Source organism: Pseudomonas sp. YNh (genome assembly GCF_037993085.1).
GTDB lineage: Bacteria > Pseudomonadota > Gammaproteobacteria > Pseudomonadales > Pseudomonadaceae > Aquipseudomonas > Aquipseudomonas putida.
In genome coordinates, this window is the sequence record NZ_JBBMRJ010000018.1 from 69,510 (window position 1) to 89,011 (window position 19,502).

General features: G+C 62.2%; 17 protein-coding genes and 1 pseudogene. 13 read left to right on the plus strand and 5 right to left on the minus strand.

The genetic code is table 11. From position 1 onward, the window contains the following. The first annotated feature begins 5 nt into the window (after nucleotides 1-5). On the plus strand, nucleotides 6-962 hold the full coding sequence (locus WF331_RS18800) for a zinc ABC transporter substrate-binding protein (protein WP_016497416.1): 957 nt from the start codon (nucleotides 6-8) through the stop codon (nucleotides 960-962). Nucleotides 963-1,073: 111 nt separating this feature from the next. Here WF331_RS18800 and WF331_RS18805 read toward each other — a convergent pair whose 3' ends face one another. Together WF331_RS18805 and WF331_RS18810 are read right to left on the minus strand one after the other, a co-directional pair. Continuing rightward, a complete protein-coding gene (locus tag WF331_RS18805; RefSeq protein WP_016497417.1) occupies nucleotides 1,074-2,024 on the minus strand; it encodes a homoserine kinase in 951 nt (316 codons plus the stop codon). Between the two features lie 69 nt (nucleotides 2,025-2,093). After that, entirely contained in the window at nucleotides 2,094-2,381 is a 288-nt protein-coding gene (locus WF331_RS18810; protein WP_003252997.1) for a DUF2782 domain-containing protein, read from the minus strand. 75 nt (nucleotides 2,382-2,456) lie between these two features. Between WF331_RS18810 and polA the strand changes: the two genes are divergently transcribed. Further along, a complete protein-coding gene (polA, locus tag WF331_RS18815; protein WP_197899062.1) occupies nucleotides 2,457-5,204 on the plus strand; it encodes a DNA polymerase I in 2,748 nt (915 codons plus the stop codon). A 425-nt stretch (nucleotides 5,205-5,629) separates the two neighbouring features. Here the strand turns inward: polA and yihA are convergent, their stop codons facing one another. Continuing rightward, nucleotides 5,630-6,262, minus strand: a complete 633-nt coding sequence (yihA, locus tag WF331_RS18820; protein ID WP_016497419.1) for a ribosome biogenesis GTP-binding protein YihA/YsxC — start codon at nucleotides 6,260-6,262, stop codon at nucleotides 5,630-5,632. Between the two features lie 201 nt (nucleotides 6,263-6,463). On the opposite strand from yihA, the gene WF331_RS18825 reads away from it, so the two are divergent. From WF331_RS18825 to WF331_RS18855, 7 genes and pseudogenes are all read left to right on the plus strand, one after another. Further along, complete coding sequence (locus WF331_RS18825; RefSeq protein WP_340623200.1) at nucleotides 6,464-6,766, plus strand: c-type cytochrome; 303 nt, start codon at nucleotides 6,464-6,466, stop codon at nucleotides 6,764-6,766. 31 nt (nucleotides 6,767-6,797) lie between these two features. After that, the gene (locus WF331_RS18830) at nucleotides 6,798-7,415 is read left to right on the plus strand and encodes a c-type cytochrome (protein ID WP_016497420.1); all 618 of its coding nucleotides are present in this window, start codon (nucleotides 6,798-6,800) and stop codon (nucleotides 7,413-7,415) included. 151 nt (nucleotides 7,416-7,566) lie between these two features. Beyond that, complete coding sequence (dsbA, locus tag WF331_RS18835; RefSeq protein WP_016497421.1) at nucleotides 7,567-8,199, plus strand: thiol:disulfide interchange protein DsbA; 633 nt, start codon at nucleotides 7,567-7,569, stop codon at nucleotides 8,197-8,199. 34 nt (nucleotides 8,200-8,233) lie between these two features. Continuing rightward, nucleotides 8,234-9,066: pseudogene (locus tag WF331_RS18840) on the plus strand (endonuclease/exonuclease/phosphatase family protein). Nucleotides 9,067-9,093: 27 nt separating this feature from the next. After that, entirely contained in the window at nucleotides 9,094-11,013 is a 1,920-nt protein-coding gene (locus WF331_RS18845; protein WP_340623201.1) for a GGDEF domain-containing protein, read from the plus strand. Between the two features lie 79 nt (nucleotides 11,014-11,092). Next, nucleotides 11,093-11,881 carry an N-acetylmuramoyl-L-alanine amidase gene (locus tag WF331_RS18850; protein WP_016497424.1) on the plus strand — a complete coding sequence of 263 codons (789 nt, stop codon included), beginning with the start codon at nucleotides 11,093-11,095 and terminating at the stop codon, nucleotides 11,879-11,881. 173 nt (nucleotides 11,882-12,054) lie between these two features. Beyond that, nucleotides 12,055-13,659, plus strand: a complete 1,605-nt coding sequence (locus WF331_RS18855) for an EAL domain-containing protein (RefSeq protein ID WP_016497425.1) — start codon at nucleotides 12,055-12,057, stop codon at nucleotides 13,657-13,659. A 38-nt stretch (nucleotides 13,660-13,697) separates the two neighbouring features. Here WF331_RS18855 and WF331_RS18860 read toward each other — a convergent pair whose 3' ends face one another. Then, complete coding sequence (locus tag WF331_RS18860) at nucleotides 13,698-15,479, minus strand: KinB sensor domain-containing domain (protein WP_016497426.1); 1,782 nt, start codon at nucleotides 15,477-15,479, stop codon at nucleotides 13,698-13,700. Continuing rightward, entirely contained in the window at nucleotides 15,476-16,822 is a 1,347-nt protein-coding gene (gene algB, locus WF331_RS18865) for a sigma-54-dependent response regulator transcription factor AlgB (RefSeq protein WP_016497427.1), read from the minus strand. Before algB ends, WF331_RS18860 begins: the two co-directional genes overlap by 4 nt. Before the next feature lie 210 nt (nucleotides 16,823-17,032). Between algB and WF331_RS18870 the strand changes: the two genes are divergently transcribed. The 4 genes from WF331_RS18870 (at nucleotide 17,033) to WF331_RS18885 (ending at nucleotide 18,997) form a co-directional block, all read left to right on the plus strand. Continuing rightward, nucleotides 17,033-17,854: a BON domain-containing protein gene (locus WF331_RS18870; RefSeq protein WP_016497428.1), complete on the plus strand. Its 822-nt coding sequence runs from the start codon at nucleotides 17,033-17,035 to the stop codon at nucleotides 17,852-17,854. Nucleotides 17,855-18,028: 174 nt separating this feature from the next. Then, the gene (locus tag WF331_RS18875; protein ID WP_049273081.1) at nucleotides 18,029-18,319 is read left to right on the plus strand and encodes a hypothetical protein; all 291 of its coding nucleotides are present in this window, start codon (nucleotides 18,029-18,031) and stop codon (nucleotides 18,317-18,319) included. A 43-nt stretch (nucleotides 18,320-18,362) separates the two neighbouring features. Further along, nucleotides 18,363-18,524 carry a DUF1328 domain-containing protein gene (locus WF331_RS18880; RefSeq protein ID WP_003252966.1) on the plus strand — a complete coding sequence of 54 codons (162 nt, stop codon included), beginning with the start codon at nucleotides 18,363-18,365 and terminating at the stop codon, nucleotides 18,522-18,524. A gap of 2 nt (nucleotides 18,525-18,526) precedes the next feature. Next, nucleotides 18,527-18,997, plus strand: coding sequence for an inhibitor of vertebrate lysozyme family protein (locus WF331_RS18885; RefSeq protein WP_041167476.1), 471 nt, complete (start codon nucleotides 18,527-18,529; stop codon nucleotides 18,995-18,997). The last annotated feature ends 505 nt before the right edge of the window (nucleotides 18,998-19,502 follow it).

Genomic DNA, 19,502 nt, shown 5'->3' on the forward strand with positions numbered 1-19,502 from the left:
TCTGGATGGAGACGTTATTATGTTACCTGTTTCTGACGACTCGAGTATCCACCGTGTCCCGATTCCTAGCTCTGTTTGTCGCTTTCATCGCATTTTCTGCCCAGGCCGATGTGCGTGTGCTCACCAGTATCAAGCCCCTGCAGCAGATTGCCGCTGCCGTGCAGGATGGCGTTGGCAGCCCTGACGTGTTGCTGCCGCCAGGCGCTTCGCCGCACCACTATGCCTTGCGCCCGTCCGATGTGCGCCGCGTAGGTGATGCCGACCTGCTGTACTGGATCGGCCCGGACATGGAGAGCTTCCTGCCGCGGGTGCTGGGCAGCCGTAGCAAGCCTACGGTGGCCGTGCAGTCGCTGACGGGCATGAAGCTGCGCCATTTTGGCGAGGACAGCCATTCCCATGAGGAAGAAGACCACGACGACCATGACCACGATCACCGTCCAGGCAGCCTGGATGCACATTTGTGGTTATCGTCGGTCAACGCGCGAGTAATCGCGGCCAAAATGGCGGCTGACCTGGCACAGGTCGACCCTGCCAACGCAGCTCGCTACCAGAGCAACCTGAAGGCCTTCGATGAGCGGCTGGATGCACTGGATGGGCGTATCAAGGCGCGGGTGGAGGGTATTGCCGACAGGCCGTACTTCGTGTTTCACGAAGCGTTCGATTACTTCGAGGCTGAATATGGCTTGAAGCACACCGGCGTGTTCAGCGTGGCGTCTGAGGTGCAGCCTGGGGCGCAACATGTGGCAGCCATGCGCAAGCGCCTGCAGGAAGTGGGCAAGACGTGCGTGTTCAGCGAACCGCCACTGCGACCGCGCCTGGCCGAGACCCTGACTGCCGGGCTGCCGGTGCGCCTGGCCGAGCTGGATGCACTGGGTGGCACCGACCCGGTGGATGGCAAAGGGTATGAGCGCTTGCTTGAGAAGCTGGGTGGTGATCTGGCTGGTTGCCTGGAACAGCTGTAAGCCTGTACCGGCCTTTTCGCGGGCATGCCCGCTCCCACAGGAACAACGATAACTTTCAGGGTTGTGTTATCCCTGTGGGAGCGGGCGTGCCCGCGAAGAAGCAGACGGGGTCTAAAGGGCGAACGGCAGGTGCAAGGCCACTTGCTGGCGCTGGGCCAGGCGCACTTCGAACTCGCTCGGGTCGTGGATCATCACATCCATCCCGGCAAACGATTCGGCTGCGATCAGGCGCGACAGCCAGAAGCGCACGCAACCTACCCGCAACATTTCCGGCCACAGCCCGGCTTCGGCCGCCGTGAACGGCCGCAGCGCCGCATAGGCCGCCAGCAATGCCTGGGCACGCGGTACATCCACCGCGCCCTTCTCATCCAGGCACCAGTCGTTCACGGTGATGGCGATGTCATACAGCATCGGCCCGGAGCAGGCGTTGTAGAAGTCGATCACGCCGGTCAGGTGGGTGCCTTCGAACATCACGTTGTCGCGGAACAGGTCGGCATGCAGGTTGGCCCGTGGCAACGCAAGGATCTGCGCCTTGTGCGCGGTGATTTCATCCAGCGCCGGCTGCAGCAATGCGGCCTGTTCGGCAGTCAGGCGCGGCAACAGCTCGGCACCCGAGGCCAGCATCCAGTCCAGGCCACGGTCGGTGCGGCGCTCGATGATGTGCTCGCGGGTGGCCAGGTGAATGTGTGCCAGCAGCTCGCCAACCTGGGCGCAGTGCTGGTTGTTCGGCGCCTTGATGTGCTTGCCCGACAGCCGTGGCTGCAGCAGTGCCGGCTTGCCGCACAACTCGCGCAGGCCATTGCCGTCGCGGTCACGAATGGCATAGGGCACCGGCATGTCGGCGTCGTGCAGGGTGTCGAGCAGTTCGATGAAGAACGGCATGTCCTCGCTGGGCCCGCGCTCGATCAGCGTCAGGACGAACTCCCCCTGTTCGAGGCTGACGAAGAAATTGCTGTTCTCGGTGCCGGCGGCAATGCCCTGGAAGTCGAGCAGACGGCCCAGCTCGTACGGCGCCAGAAAGGTTTCCAGCTCAGGCCGGGTCACGGGGGTGAAGACTGACATGATGAAAATTTGCCCATACGGGCACTTCCGCCGGGAAGTGCCGGGTTGATGTGAACGGTGCGCGTCAGATTACCACTCGAAGATCTTCCAGGACGGAATCAGCATGTCCGGCTGGTCGGATCGAATGAAATTGGCATCAGTGCCATCAGCGCGTACCAGAAAATAAGGCTTGCCGTTTTTCGGCGTGATCTTGATCGCATACAGGAAGCCGTTCTGCCGGTACTCCTGGATGGTTTTGTCGCCTTCCGTGCGAATGGTCACCTCGGGATCGGCCGAGGGGGCGTCGTCCGCCGCCAGGGTGACGACTGGCGTGGTTGCCAACAGGCCGAGCAGTAACAGGCGATTGAGTGTACGCATGATAACCTAGTCCCTTTGTCGTCAATGATTCTGGCTATTCTAGCGCCGGACCCGTCGAAAAGGTTGATTCTGCTCATGAGCCAAGCCCCCCTCGTCCTGGTGGACGGTTCCTCCTACCTGTACCGCGCCTTCCACGCGCTGCCGCCGCTGACCACGTCCAAGGGCATGCCGACCGGTGCGGTGAAGGGTGTGCTGAACATGCTCAAGAGCCTGCGCAAGCAGTACCCGGACAGCCTGTTCGCGGTGGTGTTCGACGCCAAGGGCGGCACATTCCGTGATGCCATGTTCGCAGAGTACAAGGCCAACCGCCCAAGCATGCCTGACGACCTGCGGGTGCAGGTCGAGCCGCTGCACGCCAGCGTGAGGGCACTTGGCTACCCGCTGTTGTGCGTTGAGGGCGTCGAAGCCGACGACGTGATCGGCACCCTGGCGCGCAGCAGCGCCGCCCAGGGCCGCCCGGTGATCATCTCGACCGGCGACAAGGACATGGCCCAGCTGGTGGACGGGCACATTACCCTGGTCAACACCATGACCGGTAGCGTGCTGGACGTGGCTGGCGTGCACGAGAAATTTGGCGTCGGCCCGGAACATATCATCGACTTCCTGGCCCTGATGGGTGACAAGGTCGACAACATCCCAGGCGTACCCGGCGTTGGCGAAAAAACCGCGGTGGGCCTGCTGACCGGTATCGGCGGTGGCCTCAGCGACCTTTACGCCAACCTGGACAAGGTGCCGGCGCTGGCCATTCGCGGCGCCAAGACCTTGCCGGCCAAGCTGGAGGAGCACCGCGATGCGGCGTTCCTTTCCTACGAACTGGCCACCATCAAGGTCGATGTGCCGCTGGATGTCGAGGTCGAGGCACTGGTGTGTGGCGAGCCCGACCGCGATGCGCTGTTGGCGCTGTACACCGAGATGGAGTTCAAGAGCTGGGTTGCCGAGGTGCAGCGCGACGCGGCAAGGGCTGGTACTGAGGTTGCGCCGGTCGCTGAGCCGACGGCCAAGGTCGAGCCGCAGTACGAAACCGTTCTGGACCAGGCCCGTTTCGACGCATGGCTGGAAAAGCTGCGCCAGGCGCCGCTGTTTGCCTTTGATACCGAAACAACCGGCCTGGATGCTCAGAAGGCGCAGCTGGTTGGCCTGTCTTTCGCTGTCGCGCCCCATGAGGCGGCTTATGTGCCCTTGGCGCACGACTATGAAGGTGCGCCGGCCCAGTTGAACCGCGAGGCTGTATTGCTGGCGCTGAAACCGCTGCTGGAAGACCCGGCCAAGGCCAAGGTCGGGCAGAACGCCAAGTACGACATCAATATCCTCGCCAACGGTTCGCCCGCCATCGAAATGCGCGGCGTGGCCTACGACACCATGCTCGAGTCGTATGTGCTGAATTCCACCGCTACCCGTCACGACATGGACAGCCTGGCGCAAAAGTACCTCGACCACACCACCATTGCCTTCGAGGACATCGCCGGCAAAGGCGCCAAGCAGCTCACCTTCAACCAGATCCATCTGGACAAGGCCGGCCCTTACGCTGCCGAAGACGCCGACATCACCCTGCGGTTGCACCAGGCTCTGCAGGCGCGCCTGGCGCAGACGCCGGGCGTGCTGCCGGTGCTGATGGACATCGAAATGCCGCTGGTGCCGGTGCTGGCCAAGATCGAGCGCCAAGGTGCGCTGGTCGATGCCGCACTGCTGCACGTACAGAGCGGTGAGCTGGGCGTGAAGATGGCCGAGCTGGAGCTGCGGGCCTACGAGCTGGCCGGTGAAGAATTCAACCTCGGCTCGCCCAAGCAGCTGGGTTCGATCCTTTACGACAAACTGGGCATGCCGGTGCTGAGCAAGACCGCCAAGGGCCAGCCATCCACCGCCGAAGCCGTACTCGATGAACTGGCCTTGCTCGGCTACCCACTGCCTGAGGTACTGATGCAGTACCGCAGCCTGAGCAAGCTCAAGAGCACCTACACCGACAAGCTGCCGGGCCAGATCAACCCGCGCACCGGGCGAATCCACACCTCCTATCAGCAGGCAGTGGCAGCGACCGGCCGGTTGTCGTCGAGCGACCCGAACCTGCAGAACATCCCGATCCGTACCGCCGAGGGCCGGCGTATCCGCCAGGCGTTCATTGCCAGCCCGGGCTACAAACTGCTGGCGGCGGACTACTCGCAGATCGAGCTGCGCATCATGGCCCACCTGGCCAAGGACGAAGGCCTGCTGCACGCCTTCCGCAACGACCTCGACGTGCACCGGGCAACGGCGGCGGAAGTGTTCGGTGTTGCCCTGGAAGACGTTACCACCGACCAGCGTCGCAAGGCCAAAGCCATCAACTTCGGCCTGATCTACGGGATGAGCGCCTTTGGCCTGGCCAAGCAGATCGGCGTCGACCGCAAGCAGTCGCAGGACTACATCGACCGTTACTTCGCCCGCTACCCGGGCGTGCTGGCCTACATGGAGCGCACCCGTGCGCAGGCCGCCGAGCAAGGCTTTGTCGAAACCCTGTTCGGCCGCCGCCTGTACCTGCCAGACATCAACGCCAAGAACCCGGCCCTGCGCAAAGGCGCCGAGCGTACGGCGATCAACGCGCCGATGCAGGGCACCGCAGCCGACATCATCAAGCGGGCCATGGTCAATGTGGATAACTGGCTTAGCGAGAGCGGGCTGGATGCCCGGGTGATCCTGCAGGTTCACGACGAACTGGTGCTGGAGGTGCGTGAAGACCTGGTTCAGCAGGTGAAAGATGAAATTCGCCAGCACATGAGCCAGGCCGCACAACTGGATGTGCCGCTGCTGGTGGAGGCAGGAATTGGCGCAAATTGGGACGAAGCTCACTGATTGAGCGGGGAAAGCTGTGTAGGATCTGCGACGTAGTGACGCGGATCCTGGCACTGCTCAGTGCCGTTGGTGCTGAAGTTTCATGAAACTATCGCAAATAGTTTTCAGGGCTTCGGAACTAAACCGGTGAAGCGGAACTCAGAGTAACTGAATGGCTGGTGAAGCCCTTCGATGCTCCTATGTTGTGTTAAGTGTTGGCAGATATCTGGACCCCGCCCTAGCGGTCCGGACTTGGACCCCGAACTTCCCCCTCCCCATACGAAGTCCGGGGTTTTTTTTGCCCGCAATTTGACAGGCAGCCGCTGCTGCTCCCTATTGCAGGAGCAGCCTAGTGCTGCGAAAGGGCCGGTATGGACAACAGATTTCTACAGCCTGTCATGGCCTCTTCGCAGCACAAGGCTGCTCCTACAGGTCTGCGCAGGCCCTCAGGCCACAGGCTTGTCTTCCAGCTCCATCCAGCCCGCCAGCACGCGGTAGGCGTCTTCCACGCCCAGGCGCTTGGGCGCCGAGAACAGCTGGATGGTCACACCATCACCCCAGCCCTTGCGGATTTCCGACTGCACTTTCAGCAAGGTGTTCTTGCCCGCGCCATGGGTGAGCTTGTCGGCCTTGGTCAGCAGGATGTGCATGGGCATGCGGCTGGCCTTGGCCCAGTCGAGCATCATCTTGTCGAAGTCGGTCATCGGGTGGCGCACGTCCATCATCAGGATCACGCCGCGTAGGCACTCACGGCTGCCCAGGTAGGCTTCCAGGTGTTTCTGCCAGTGCTGCTTGAGCGGGATCGGCACTTTCGCATAACCGTAGCCCGGCAGGTCGACCAAACGCCGTTCATCGTCCAGACTGAAGAAATTCAACAGCTGGGTGCGCCCCGGGGTTTTCGAGGTACGCGCCAGGCTGGCATGGGTCAGGGTGTTGAGGGCGCTGGATTTGCCGGCGTTGGAGCGGCCGGCAAAAGCCACCTCGTAACCCTGGTCTTCCGGACATTGTTCGACCTTGGCAGCGCTGAGGGCGAATGTGGCTTTCTGGCAGAGGCCGAGGATGGGGTTCTTGACTTGCATGGGATATCCGATGTGGGTGTTGCCTGACTCTGAAGGCCCGAGCCTGGCAAGCGGTGTCGTTTCCGTTTGGATGGCGGAAGTATATAATGCCCCAGTTTTTGTGTGCTCATTCTCCCAGCGAAGGGGAACGGGCATGGGGTGTCGAACAATAGCTCGCGCATCAGAACGCAGCGCGGCCCCCAACCCTGAAGGTCGTTCCGCATGGCGAAATGGCTGGTTGCTGTCGGTATGTTCCTGCCGGTTTTCAGCGCACAGGCTACACAGGATCCCGAGGTGTTGTACAACCGCACGTGTGCGGCCTGTCACACCGGGCAGTTGCCACAGGCGCCCAGACAGGGTGACCGGGCAGCATGGGAGCCAAGGCTGGCGCAAGGCATGGATGTACTGGTGAAGCACGTGACCCAGGGTTTCAAGGCTATGCCGCCGCGTGGATTGTGCATGGACTGCAGTGCCGAGGACTACCGTTTGGTCATCCTTTGGATGAGCGGCAGTCCCGATACATAACATTTCACCCTTAGCCGTGTTGGATTAGCTGATGAACAAACTAGTCGTGAGTCTGCTGTTGACCCTGGGTGTCGCAGGTGCGGCCACTGCTGCGCAAACTGTCAAGGGCGATGCCGCCGCCGGTCAGGCCAAGACGGCCGTGTGTGGCGCCTGCCACAACCCCGACGGCAATAGCCTGGCACCAAACTTCCCGAAACTGGCCGGCCAGGGCCAGCGTTACCTCGAAAAACAACTGCACGATATCAAGTCGGGCAAGCGTACCGTGCTGGAGATGACCGGCATGCTGACCGCGTTCAGCGACCAGGACCTGGCCGATATCGCCGCCTACTTCTCCAGCCAGAAAGGCAGCGTGGGTGCCGCCGATCCAAAGCTGGTCGAACGTGGCCGTTCGCTGTTCAATGGCGGCGACCTGGAAAAAGGCATGCCTGCCTGCACCGGTTGCCACTCCCCCAACGGCGCAGGTATTGCTTTGGCCGGCTTCCCGCACCTGAGCGGCCAGCACTCGCAGTACGTGACCAAGCAGCTCACGGACTTCCGCGAAGGCAACCGCACCAACGATGGTGATGCCATGACCATGCGCACCATCGCCGGCAAGCTGAGCAACCACGACATCGAGGCGTTGGCCAGCTACATCCAGGGCCTGCATTAACCTTCAGTTAATGTTGTAGGCCGATGATGAAAGGGCGGCCGGGCCGCCCTTTTTTCAGTCCGCAGCCGTTACACTACAGAACTCGATCCCTTCCCGGCCTGTCTCAGTGCAGGTAGGGTCGTGGCGACCTATGACTGCTCAGGAGTAAAGCATGCGTAAACTGATTCTCAGCGCCGCGCTGGTCGCTGCCAGCGTATTTGGTATGACTGCCGTCCAGGCCGCCGAGCCTGTTGCTGGCAAGGAATACCTCGAGCTGAGCAACCCTGTTCCAGTTTCCGTGCCTGGCAAGATCGAAGTGGTCGAGCTGTTCTGGTACGGCTGCCCACACTGTTACCACTTCGAGCCGACCATCAACCCGTGGGCTGAAAAGCTGCCGGCTGACGTCAACTTCAAACGTGTTCCTGCCATGTTCGGTGGCCCATGGGACGCACACGGCCAGATGTTCCTGACCCTCGAAGCCATGGGCGTCGAGCACAAGGTGCATGCTGCCGTCTTCGACGCCATCCAGAACCAGAAAAAGCGCCTGACCGACCCGCAGGACATGGCCGACTTCCTCGCCACCCAGGGTGTGGACAAGGACAAGTTCCTGGCTACCTTCAATTCGTTCGCCATCAAGGGCCAGGTCAACCAGGCCAAGGAACTGGCGAAGAAGTACGAAATCACCGGCGTACCGAGCTTGGTCGTCAACGGCAAGTACCGCTTCGACCTGGGTACCGCTGGCGGGCCGGAAGGCGTACTGAACGTCGCCGACCAGCTGATCGCCAAGGAGCGCGCCGCCAAGTAGGCGGCGTAACCCATGCCCCGCTTCAGAACCACGCGTGGCATTGGCCTGCACCAGCCGCAGGTCAACGAGCATCACCTGCAGGCCTCCGGCTTGCCCGAGGATGGTCGCCTGCGGCTGCTCAGTTTCAACATTCAGGTCGGCATCAGCACCGAGCGCTACCGGCATTACCTGACCCGCAGCTGGCAGCACTTGCTGCCGCACAACGGGCGTGCCGGCAACCTGCAGAAAATCGGTGATTTGCTGGGCGACTTCGACCTGGTGGCCTTGCAGGAAGCCGACGGTGGCAGCCTGCGCTCAGGCTATGTAAACCAGGTCGAGCACCTGGCTCATCTGGGGGCCTTCCCCTACTGGTACCAGCAACTCAACCGCAACCTCGGGCGTTTCGCCCAGCACAGCAATGGCGTGCTCAGCCGCCTGAAGCCGCAAGCGCTCGAAGACCACCCGTTGCCCGGCCCGGCCGGCCGTGGGGCGATCCTGGTGCGTTTTGGTGAAGGCGAAGATGCGCTGATCGTGGTGATGATGCACCTGGCGCTTGGCGCCAAGACCCGGGCCCTGCAACTGGGCTACATCCGCGAGCTGATTGGCGGTTACCGTCACCAGGTGCTGATGGGCGACATGAACACCCATGCCACCGACCTGCTGGAGCACTCGCCGCTGCGCGACCTGGGCCTGATCGCCCCGCAAGTCGAGGCGACTTTCCCCAGCTGGCGCCCCCAGCGTTGCCTGGACCATATCCTGCTCAGCCCAAGCCTCACGCTTGAGCGTGTCGAGGTGTTGGCGCGGCCAATTTCCGACCACCTTCCCGTCGCTGTCGAGATTCGATTGCCTGATGCATTGACTGTGGATACGCTGCCGGTCTTGAGCTAATTGCCATCACCGTTTGCGGACCCGGGCATGACTGAAGACGCTGAGCGCTGGAAAGAAAAATACCTTAAAAGCATCGAGCAGCAAGAAAAGCTCGAGCGCCGTTGGGACGCCCGTCTCGACCTGCTGCGTCGCGGTCTGGTGCGCAGCACCCTGGCTGCCGAAGGCAGTGACAAGGTGGTGGACGCGTGCATGAAGGAAATGCGCGAGGTTATCCGCAGCGACAACATGGACGCCGGCCTCGCCGGGTTGATTCCGCGCCTTGAGAAAGCGGTGCTGGACTCCGAACAGCGCCGGGAAACCCGCATGACCCAGGTCAGCGATGCGCTGACCGCGCTGGTCGGCCAGCTGCAAGGCTTGCCGCTGCCCAGCGATATTTCGCGGCCATTGAAAAAGCTCGCAAAAAAACTCGATGGTGGCGTTGCCCAGTCCCGTGACCTGCCGCCCCTGCTGGGCGAGCTGAGCGGCTTGCAGGGCCTTGCACTGTCCGCCCTCGGCAAACCGGGGGACGAAACCCGGCCCGGCTTTTTGCAACGCCTGTTCGGTAGCCGCGAGGATGAGCCACAAGGCGAGCCCGCGCCGGCAGCGGTGCCTGCTGCTGATGCGCCCCCGGCTGCACAGCACAGTATCGATGCCCCCCAGCCAGACGATGTGGATGCGCTGCAACCGCTTTCAGCCTCTAGCGCCGAAGCGACCGTAACGCCCGAACCTGAGCTTGAGGTATCCGGCCCGGCGTTGATCGAAACAATTGACGCCCCGGCCGCCCAGCCACTGCCACAGGAAGAAGCGCCCGAGCCGGAAGCGGCCGTCAGCGAACCCTTGGCAGAAGTACAACCGGCACAACCGCTTGAAGAAACCTTTGGCGAAGACGGCCCCTATGCCCTGCCCTACGCCGTAGAGCCGCCCTACAGCCAGGTTGCTGCGCACATCGAGAAGACCCTGATCGGCCTGCTCGATGACCTGAGCCTGCCCGAGCGGCACAAGGCCCAGGCGCTGGAGATGCGCGAGCGCGTTGCCCGGGGCCTGAACTGGTACGAGCTGATTCCGGTGCTGGATGACCTCGCCGTGCTCATGCTGGCGATCACCGACAGCGGCCAGCACGAGTTCGAAACCTACCTGCAGCAACTCAATGAGCGCCTTGAAGGCTTCCAGAGCCACCTGCACGAGGCCAGCGCCGGCCATGCTGACAACAGCTCCGCCGCTCGCGAGCTGGACACCCAGTTGCGCGAGCATGTCGATGGGTTGCAAAGCAGTGTGCAGGGCGCTGCCGACGTCGATAGCCTCAAGCACATCCTGGAAAACCGCCTGGAAGGCCTGCTGGTCACCATGGACGAGCACAAGCACGAGCGGGACCGCCGCGAGCAAGAGCTGGCGGGGCGCCTGCAAGGGTTGTCGGAACGGGTGGCGAACATGGAGCACGAAGCGCTCGGTTACCGCGAGCACCTGGAAGAGCAACGCCAGAAAGCCCTGCTCGACCCCCTGACCGGTCTGCCCAACCGCGCGGCCTGGAGCGAGCGGGTCGAGCGCGAAATAATCGAATGGCAGGAGAATGGCGGCCATCTGGCCATGGCGATCCTCGACCTGGATCATTTCAAGCGCATCAACGACAGTTATGGGCATCTGGCCGGGGACAAGGTGTTGAAGATTGTCGCCGACCAGCTGCGCAAGCGCCTGCGGGGCCGTGACTTCATCGCCCGCTTCGGTGGCGAGGAATTCGTCCTGCTGCTGCCACAGACATCACCGGCCGCTGCTGCTCAAGTGGCGGAAACAATGCGGGCCACGGTGGAAGCCTGCCCGTTCCACTTCAAGGGCGAGCGGGTGGTGATCACCACCTCCATCGGCCTGGGTGCGTTCCGCTCCGGCGAGCGCGGCGACCAGGTACTCAAGCGCGCCGATGCGGCGCTGTACCGGGCCAAGGAGCAGGGGCGCAACCGCGTCGAGCAGAACTAGCCTGCAAACGCAGACCCACGGCAAGCGCGGCCATGGGGAGCACGTTATACTGTAGCGCTCATTCGCTGAGGCCACTGACGTGCTTTCCACGCTGAAAAAAACGCTGATTTCCTTTTTGCTGTTATCTGTCGCCGGTTGCTCGACGGGCCTGCGCATCGACCGCAGCCATCCCTCGGCCAACCAGGACAACCGCATCCAGTTCGTTGTCCTGCATTACACCAATGCTTCGCTGGAGCGCTCGCTCGCGTTGCTCACCCATGGTGAGGTCAGCAGCCATTACCTGATCGGCGACGGGCCTGCGACGGTGTATCAACTGGTGGATGAAAACCGCCGTGCCTGGCATGCCGGCGACAGCCAGTGGCAGGGGCGCACCTGGCTGAACTCCTCGTCCATTGGCATCGAGATCGTCAACCCTGGGTTCACCGACACACCCAATGGCCGGGTCTGGCACCCTTACAGCGAAGCGCAGGTCCAGTCGCTGATTGCGCTGCTCAAGGACATCGTAAAGCGCAACAACATCGAACCGCGGCACATCATTGGTCACAGTGATATCGCTCCATCACGCAAGCTGGACCCGGGGCCGCTGTTCCCGTGGAAGCGCCTGGCCGATGCCGGGCTGGGTATCTGGCCAGATGCCAACGCCGTGGCACGGCAGCAGGCCTACTTCAGCGTCAACCCGCCGAGCATTGGCTGGTACCAACAGGAACTGGCGCGGTTTGGCTATCAAATCGAGCAGACCGGGGTGCTGGATGTTGCCACCCGCCATGTGATCACTGCGTTCCAGATGCGCTTCCGCCCGCAGCGCTTCGACGGCATGCCCGATGCGCAGACGGCGGCGATGCTGCAGGTGCTCAACCGCATGCGTTGAGCCCTCTAGGCGCAACCGTTTTGCACCATCCCACAGTGATCGCGCAAACCTTTGGGTTTTAATAAGGCAGCCGCCCCCCACAAAAAAACAGTGTGGCGTGCAGCGAAGTGCCAGACGGTGAGGGTGATTCTCGATTCAGTTGCTATACCTTAGTTATCAACTGGATGCCTTTGATGTCAGCCATCATCACCTTGCTGCGCCAAATTTTTTACCGTCCCTGGATGCTGGCCACGTTGGCAGCGCTGGCCAGCGCGGCCCTGTTGCTCTCTGCCAGCATCGGTATTGCCCTGCAACAGATGAAGCAAAGCGAGAGCGAACAGATGAACGCTCAGGGAGAGCGTTTTCTCGACCGCCTCGAACAAGTGTTTGGCCAGCTGCGTGAAGGGGTAGACTTGTTGCAGGCACAGCCCTTGCGTGGCTGCAGCCCAGCGATGCTGGCGGCGTTGCAGCAGGTGGGGCTGAGTTCGCGGTTCATTTATGAAGCGGCTTACGTGGATGGTGATATCGCCTGCTCCAACCGTGGTGATGAGCGGGCGTTCGAACCTTTGCGGGCACCGGATATCCAGGGGCCGACCTACAGCTACTGGTTGAACACCACCACCGAACCGAACGAGAACCTGGCTGCGCTCATGCTAGGCCGGGGCCAGTTCGTGGTCTCCACCTCGCGCGGGCACCTGACCGATGTGGTCGATCTGCCTCCGGGCGGCAGCCTGGTGGTGGTGCTGGATAACGGTGCCCGCGCCATCCCCGTGCTGGGGCCGCCACAAGTGTGGCCGCCGCCCTCGGCCTGGTCGACAAGCCACAAGTCGCTACTTGAACTCAGCGACCGCCTGATTTACCGCATGCCGACCAAGTCGCCGGATTACCAACTGGTGCTGATTGCCCCGCGGGCCAGCCTGCCATTGAGGATGAACGGCATGCTCTGGCTGCTGTTCCCCGGCAGTGTGTTGGCGGCTTGTTGCATTGGTTGGCTGGTGCTGCAATTGATCCTGCAGCGGCGGTCGATGAGCTCGGAGTTGCAGCATGCTTTGCGCCGTGGGGAGCTGCAGGTGCTGTACCAGCCGATCTTCGAACTCGACAGCCGACGCTGCGTGGGTGCCGAAGCGCTGGTGCGCTGGCGGCGCCCGGACGGTACCCTGACCAGCCCGGACTTGTTCATCCCGCTGGCGGAAAACACCGGGCAGATTCGCCAGATCACCGACTTTGTCCTGCAGCGCGTGCTCGAACAGCTGGGCCAGTTGCTGCGCTCGCACCCCAAACTGTACATATCGGTGAACCTGGCCGCCTGCGATGTGATGGTGCCGCGTATCGGCCGGGTGGCGGCCCGCCTGCTGGCCTTGCATCGGGTGGCGCCCAGCCAGATTGCCTTCGAGGTCACCGAGCGAGGCCTGGTGGATGTGGTGGTGGCCCGTGACAACCTGCAATCGCTGCGCGCTTCGGGGCATCAGGTGCTCATCGACGACTTTGGTACAGGCTATTGCAGCCTGGCCTACCTGCAGACCCTCCCGGTGGACTGCCTGAAGATCGACAAGGCGTTCATCGACGCGCTGGGCCACGATGCCGCCAGCAGTGGCGTTGCTCCGCATATCATCCGCATGGCCCATGACCTTCACCTGCGGGTGATAGCAGAGGGCATAGAGTGTGAGGACCAGGCGGTGCTGCTGAACAGTGAAGGGGTCAATTACGGCCAGGGCTGGCTGTTTGCCCGGCCGCTGAACGCCAGGCAGTTTGCCGAGCTGGTAACCCGCGGGCAGCTACCACGACGCGCAGAGCACTGAGTAATCCTGCCCGGCGGTGAGGCCGGTGCAGGCGACTGTCAAACCGGCAGCGCCATATAGAACTGGGTCCCCTGCCCCGGCCGGGAAAACACACCCATCCGCCCGCCATGCAGCTGCACGATTTCTTTGCACAACGCCAGCCCCAGCCCTGCACCCCCTTTCTTGCGGCCTACCTGCACGAAGGGCTCGAAGATGCGCCCCTGCTGCCCGTAGGCAATGCCCTCGCCGTTGTCCTCGACACTGATGATCACCCGCTCCGCATGCCGTCTTGCATGCAAACGGATACGCCCGCCGTTGGCGGTATGACGGATGGCGTTGTGCAGCAGGTTGTCCAGCACCCGGTCCAACTGGGCAGCATCAGCCCGCAGGCGCGGCAGCGGCGGTTCCAGTTCCTTGGTCAACTCGATCTGCTTGTGTGCCGCCTGCTCGGCAAAACGCAGTTGCGCCCGCTCCAGCAGTTCGTCAAGGGCGCAGGGGGCCAGATCGAGTTTCTGCAGCCCACTCTGGTAGCGGGAGAAGTTGAGCAGGTCGTTGATCAGCTGGGTCAGGCGCTGCATTTCTTCGCCGATGGTTTCCAGCAGGTCGTTTTCGCGCGCCTCGGCAGGGAACTTGACCCGCTCGCGCAACAGGCCGAATGCCATGTGCATGCCGGTGACCGGGGTGCGTAGCTCGTGGGAAGCACGTAGCACGAACTCGCTGCGCACGCGTTCGAATGCCCGCTGCTCGGTCACATCGTGCAGCACCATCACCGCGCCAAGGATCGGGCCCTGCGGGTGGCTGACCGGGGTGAGGCTGTAGGTGAGCAGGCGCGCTTCTTCATCGACCTCCATGTTCAAGTCGTCCGGCGGCCGGTCCAGGCTGCCGCCGCGCAGCACCTGGCGCAGCTGCTGCTCCAGTTCCGGGCGCTGCAGGGCCTCGGCCAGGCTGCTGCCCACGCGGCTGTGGTTCCAGCCCAGTTGGCGTTGCGCCACCGGGTTGAGGTGCTCCAGGCGACCTTGGCGGTCGATGATCAGCAGGCCGTCGTCGATGCTGTCGAGCACGGCCTGCAGCCGCTGCTGGCCGGCCAGCAGCTCGTCGACGTTGGTGGCCTGGTGCTTGCGCAAGGCATCGGCCATGAGGCCGAAGCGGCGGGTCAGCTGGTTCAGCTCGGTGGCCTGGGTGACTGGCAGTGTGACGTCGAAATTACCTTTGCCCAGTTGGTCGGCCGCGATGGCCAAGGCTTCGATCGGTTGGCCGAAACGCCGGGCGATGTTGTGCGCGGTAATAAAGCCCAGTACCAGCACCACCAGGCCCATCAAGCCAAGCACACCACTGACCAGCAAGGCGCGGTCCCGGGTGCGTTCCTCGCTACGGGTGATCAGGTCCAATGCCTGCCTGTGGGAATCGATCAGGTCGCTGCGCACCTGGTTGAACGCGGCCCCCAGCGGTTGATCCACACCCATGCTGCGAGCGGGGGCGGCGCTGTCGCGATAGGCCTGGAGGAACGTCTGGTAATTGCTGCTGGCCTTGCTGAAACCGGTGCGCTCACCGCCTTGCTCCAGCCCTTGGTTTAGCAGGGCCTGGAAGTTTTCCTGCAACAGCCGCAGGCTTTCCGGGGCGGTGTCTTCATCAAGAATCAGGGTCAGCTGTTCACCCAGGTTCTGGCGCAACTTCAGCCCCACTTCCAAGGCATGGGTGGTCTCGCGAACCAGCTGCTGCTGCACCGTGGCCATCTGCAGCACACTGACCAGGCCCAGCAACAACCCAAGCAATGCCACGGTCACGAGCGCCGATATGCTGAGGAAAAGCCGCGTGCGCAGCTTCATGGGTGGCCACTTCATAGGTTGTACTGCTTGCGTTTGCGGTACAGGGTGGAGGCATCGATGCCCAAGGTCTTGGCAGCTTGGTCGAGGGTGTCGCTGGCCGCCAGCACGGCGCCGATATGGGCGCGCTCCAGCTCATCCAGGCTTAGTGCTGCACCCACGCGCGGGGCATTGCCGGCAGGCTGTTCACCCATGCCCAGGTGGCTGATTTCCACACGTTCTTGCGGGCAGATGATGCTGGCCCGCTCTACCACGTTACGCAGTTCGCGAATGTTGCCGGGCCAGCGGTAGTTGAGCAGGGCCGAGCGTGCTTCGTCGCTGAAGCCCCGGGCGGGGCGGGAGTATTCCTTGACGAAGCGGGCGAGGAAGCGGTCAGCCAGGGTCAAGATGTCCTCGCTGCGCTCGCGCAGGGGCGGCAAGTGCAAGGTAATGACATTGAGGCGGTACAGCAGGTCTTCGCGGAAGCGGCTTTCGCGCACCATCTCTTCGAGGTTGAGGTTGGTGGCGGCCAGAATGCGTACATCGGCGCGCCGGGTAACCGGGTCACCGACGCGCTCGTATTCCTTGTCCTGAATGAACCGCAGCAACTTGGGCTGCAAGGTCAGCGGAAAATCACCGATCTCGTCAAGAAAAAGCGTGCCCCCGTCGGCCTGGCTGACCCGCCCCAGGGTACTTTCGCTGGCGCCGGTGAAGGCGCCGCGGGTGTGGCCGAACAGTTCGCTTTCCATCAGCTCGGCATTCAGCGACGGGCAGTTGATGGTCACGCAGGCTTTGCGTGCACGCTTGCTCCAGCCATGGATGGCCCGGGCCAGCTCGCCTTTGCCGGTGCCGGACTCGCCAAGGATGAGGATGTTGGCGTCGGTGGTGGCGACCTGGCGGGCGGTTTCCAGCACCGCCATCATGGCCGGTGTGTGCGAGTCGAGGCCGTCCTTGGGTTTGCGCACTTCACCTTCCAGTGCCTCCAGGCGCGCGGAAAGCTGGCGCACTTCCAGCTGCTTGGCGGTGGCCAGGCGCAGCTGGTCGGGGCTGCAGGGCTTGACCAGGTAGTCGGCGGCGCCGGCCTGGATGGCGTCCACCGCCGTGTCGATCGCCGAGTGCGCGGTGACAATCACAACGCGCATCCAGGGTGCCTGGATGCGCATCTGCGCCAGTACGTCGAGGCCGTTGTCCTCGCCCAGGCGTAAATCGAGGAAGCACAGGTCGAATACCTGGCGCTGCAGCAAGGTTTCGGCCTGGGCGGCGCTGTTGGCCGTGGCCACGCTATAGCCCTCGTCTTCCAGGCAATAGCGGAAGGTGCGCAGGATCGCGGACTCGTCATCCACCAGCAGAATGCGGCCTTGGTTGTCCTGGGCTGATTCCATTTCCTGCGCTCCTTAAGGATAGATCTACATATAGTGTGGGAAAAATCGGGCAAGTTGCATGGTGAATTCTGAAGGATTCTGTCCTTTGCATGCTAGCCAATGGCCAAATGATGCCTGCAGACCGCGATATTCCAATGATTTGCTTAGAGGCACGCGGTGGCACATTGGTTGCGATGATTTTCAGATTTTGCCTACGAAGGAGGCACTGCCATGCCCTTTTACCTACGTACAGCTGTTTTGGCAGCTACCCTGCTGCCAATCTTTACCCCGGCCTTCGCCGACCCTGTGCAGGACGCGCGCCTGGAAGGCGCCCTGCAAACCGCGCTGTCATTGAACCGCATGCTCAACCCATTTCGTATCAAGGTAGAGGTGGACGGCAAGCAGGCGCGGCTTTCAGGTGAGGTGGAGAACGAGGTCGAGCGGCAACTGGCTGAAGATGTGGCGCGGGCTACCCGGGGCATCGAACAGGTGGAGAACCAGCTCCAGGTCAATGCCCAACTGGTTGAGCGCCCGCTGGAGCTACGTGCCTACGCCCAACGCCTGGAGGATGCCACCCTGGCGGCGGTGATCCGTGCCCGGCTGTTGTGGAGCCGCACCACCGAAAAGGCCCCTATAGAAGTACAAAGCAGTGACGGCGTGGTGACGTTGCGCGGCAGGGTCGACAGTGCCGAAGCCAAGGAGCTGGCAGGCGTGGTGGCGCGTACCACCGACGGCGTACACCTGGTCAACAACCTGGTCAGCCTGGATACCGCGGCCATGGCCAAGGCGCGGGAAATGCCCGTGGGCGCGCCAACCGGGCCGCAGCCGAGTGACAGCTGGATCATCGACAAGATCCAGAACAGCTACCGCTTCAGCCGCAATCTCGATGGCTTGAACCTGAAAGTGGCCAGCGAAGCGGGGATGGTGCGGCTATCGGGCGAGGTAGTCAGCGCTGAGCAGAAAACCATCGCCGTGGAGATCGCCCGGCAGATCATCGGTGTACGCGGGGTGGATGCCGACTTGCTCAAGGTGGCGACCAAGGTGGAAGGCTGATCGTGCAATTCGCACGACCCCGCAGGCCCCATCGTGCAGGATACGCGCTTGGGGATCATCTGCTATCTAGTTAAGTAATTGATTTATAAGGATTTAATTTAATTAACAAGGCTGGCATGCAGGCTGCAATTACCTGTTCAGGTTTGAACAAAAATTACAGCAGGAGGAGCCGGCATGAACCGCCAATCCGTCAATCGCTCGCAGATCGCCGCACTGCCCCTGCGCCAGATGCTGACACTCGGCATGGCGCTGCTGCTGACCTTGGCCGCTGGCCTCTTTTATTACAGCTGGCAGACCGCGCGCCTGGCTGAGCAGGTAGCAGCGCAGACTGCACTGTTGACGCAGATTCAGGCAACCCGTGCCAATACCCTGGTCAAGGCCGCTGACCCGCTGCCCGCTGGCCAGGCGACTGCCTCCCCGGCCACCTTGGAAAATGTCGTACCACAGGACCGTTGGGTCTTCTGACCTGCCGATCCGGACCGATTCTGAAAAAGAAAGGAGAACCACCATGCTGAGTTGGGCTATCACTTTCCTCATCATCGCCATTGTCGCTGCCGTACTGGGCTTCGGTGGTATCGCCGGCGCTGCGACGGGTATCGCGAAGATCCTGTTCATTGTCTTCCTGGTGCTGTTCGTAGCCTCCTTCTTCTTTGGACGTGGACGAGGTTGAAGATGAGCAGGATGCTTTCAACAGCCCTGGCTGCCGCCCTGCTGATGGGTGGCAGTGCGGCGGCGATGGCGGCCAATGACGGCCAGGTCCGGGTCGACCAGTTGCTCGGCTCGGATCCGGAGTACCGGGAAACCTGGCAGGACACAATCAAGGGCGAGGAACGCCTGCCTGATTGGGTGGTCAACTTGACCGGCAGTGCCCAGCAGCAGATGTCCGCCGTGACCGAAGATGGCGACAAGTACCTGGTAGGCCCGCTGTGCGAGTCGCAGGACAACTGCACCTACAAGCGGCTGATCGTTGCATTCAGCTGGGACAAGGATGATGCCTACGGGATGCTCGTGGAGGTACCCGAAGGCTTGCCGAGTGACAAGTCGCCCACTCGCCATGCGCAGTACCGCTGGCTGGGCGAACCCGACGACGGCATGAAGGCAATGCTGCAGGAGCAGCTCAAGCGTGACCCGAACTGGTACTGAGCCTTTGTTGCCGGTACGGATGAAAGGTCACCGACTGTCACGTAATAGAAGCTGAACCTTTCTATATTTCAGCCTTCTATGATGCGCCGCCCCGAGGAGGGGCAGCACATGACCAAGGGGCCGGGCTGTTCTGATTGTTGCAGGATCGGAGTGGCCTAGGGGTACAGGGAGTGCCTCCAGCGATGGGCCGGGTCAGGAAAGGCGGAATCGGAAGTCTCAGATCGGCGGTGTCAAAGGGACACCTGAGCCGATCTGACTTCCGAGGAGCCCTGCAGAAAACACCTCTTCTCTTGCGCGATTTTTACCTTGAGACACATTTTGTCTCGACCGCACGTCAATTTTTTTCGACTTCAATGACGCGTCTTCAAGTGTCATTTCCGCCATTCGGATTGTCGAACAGGCCATCTTCCCTCTCCATCCCGTACCGTCAAATCTGCCTAAATATGGCGGTTTGGTCTTGTTCGGGATTCCGAACGTTATAAATCAAGCACTTGCGAGCGCCCTA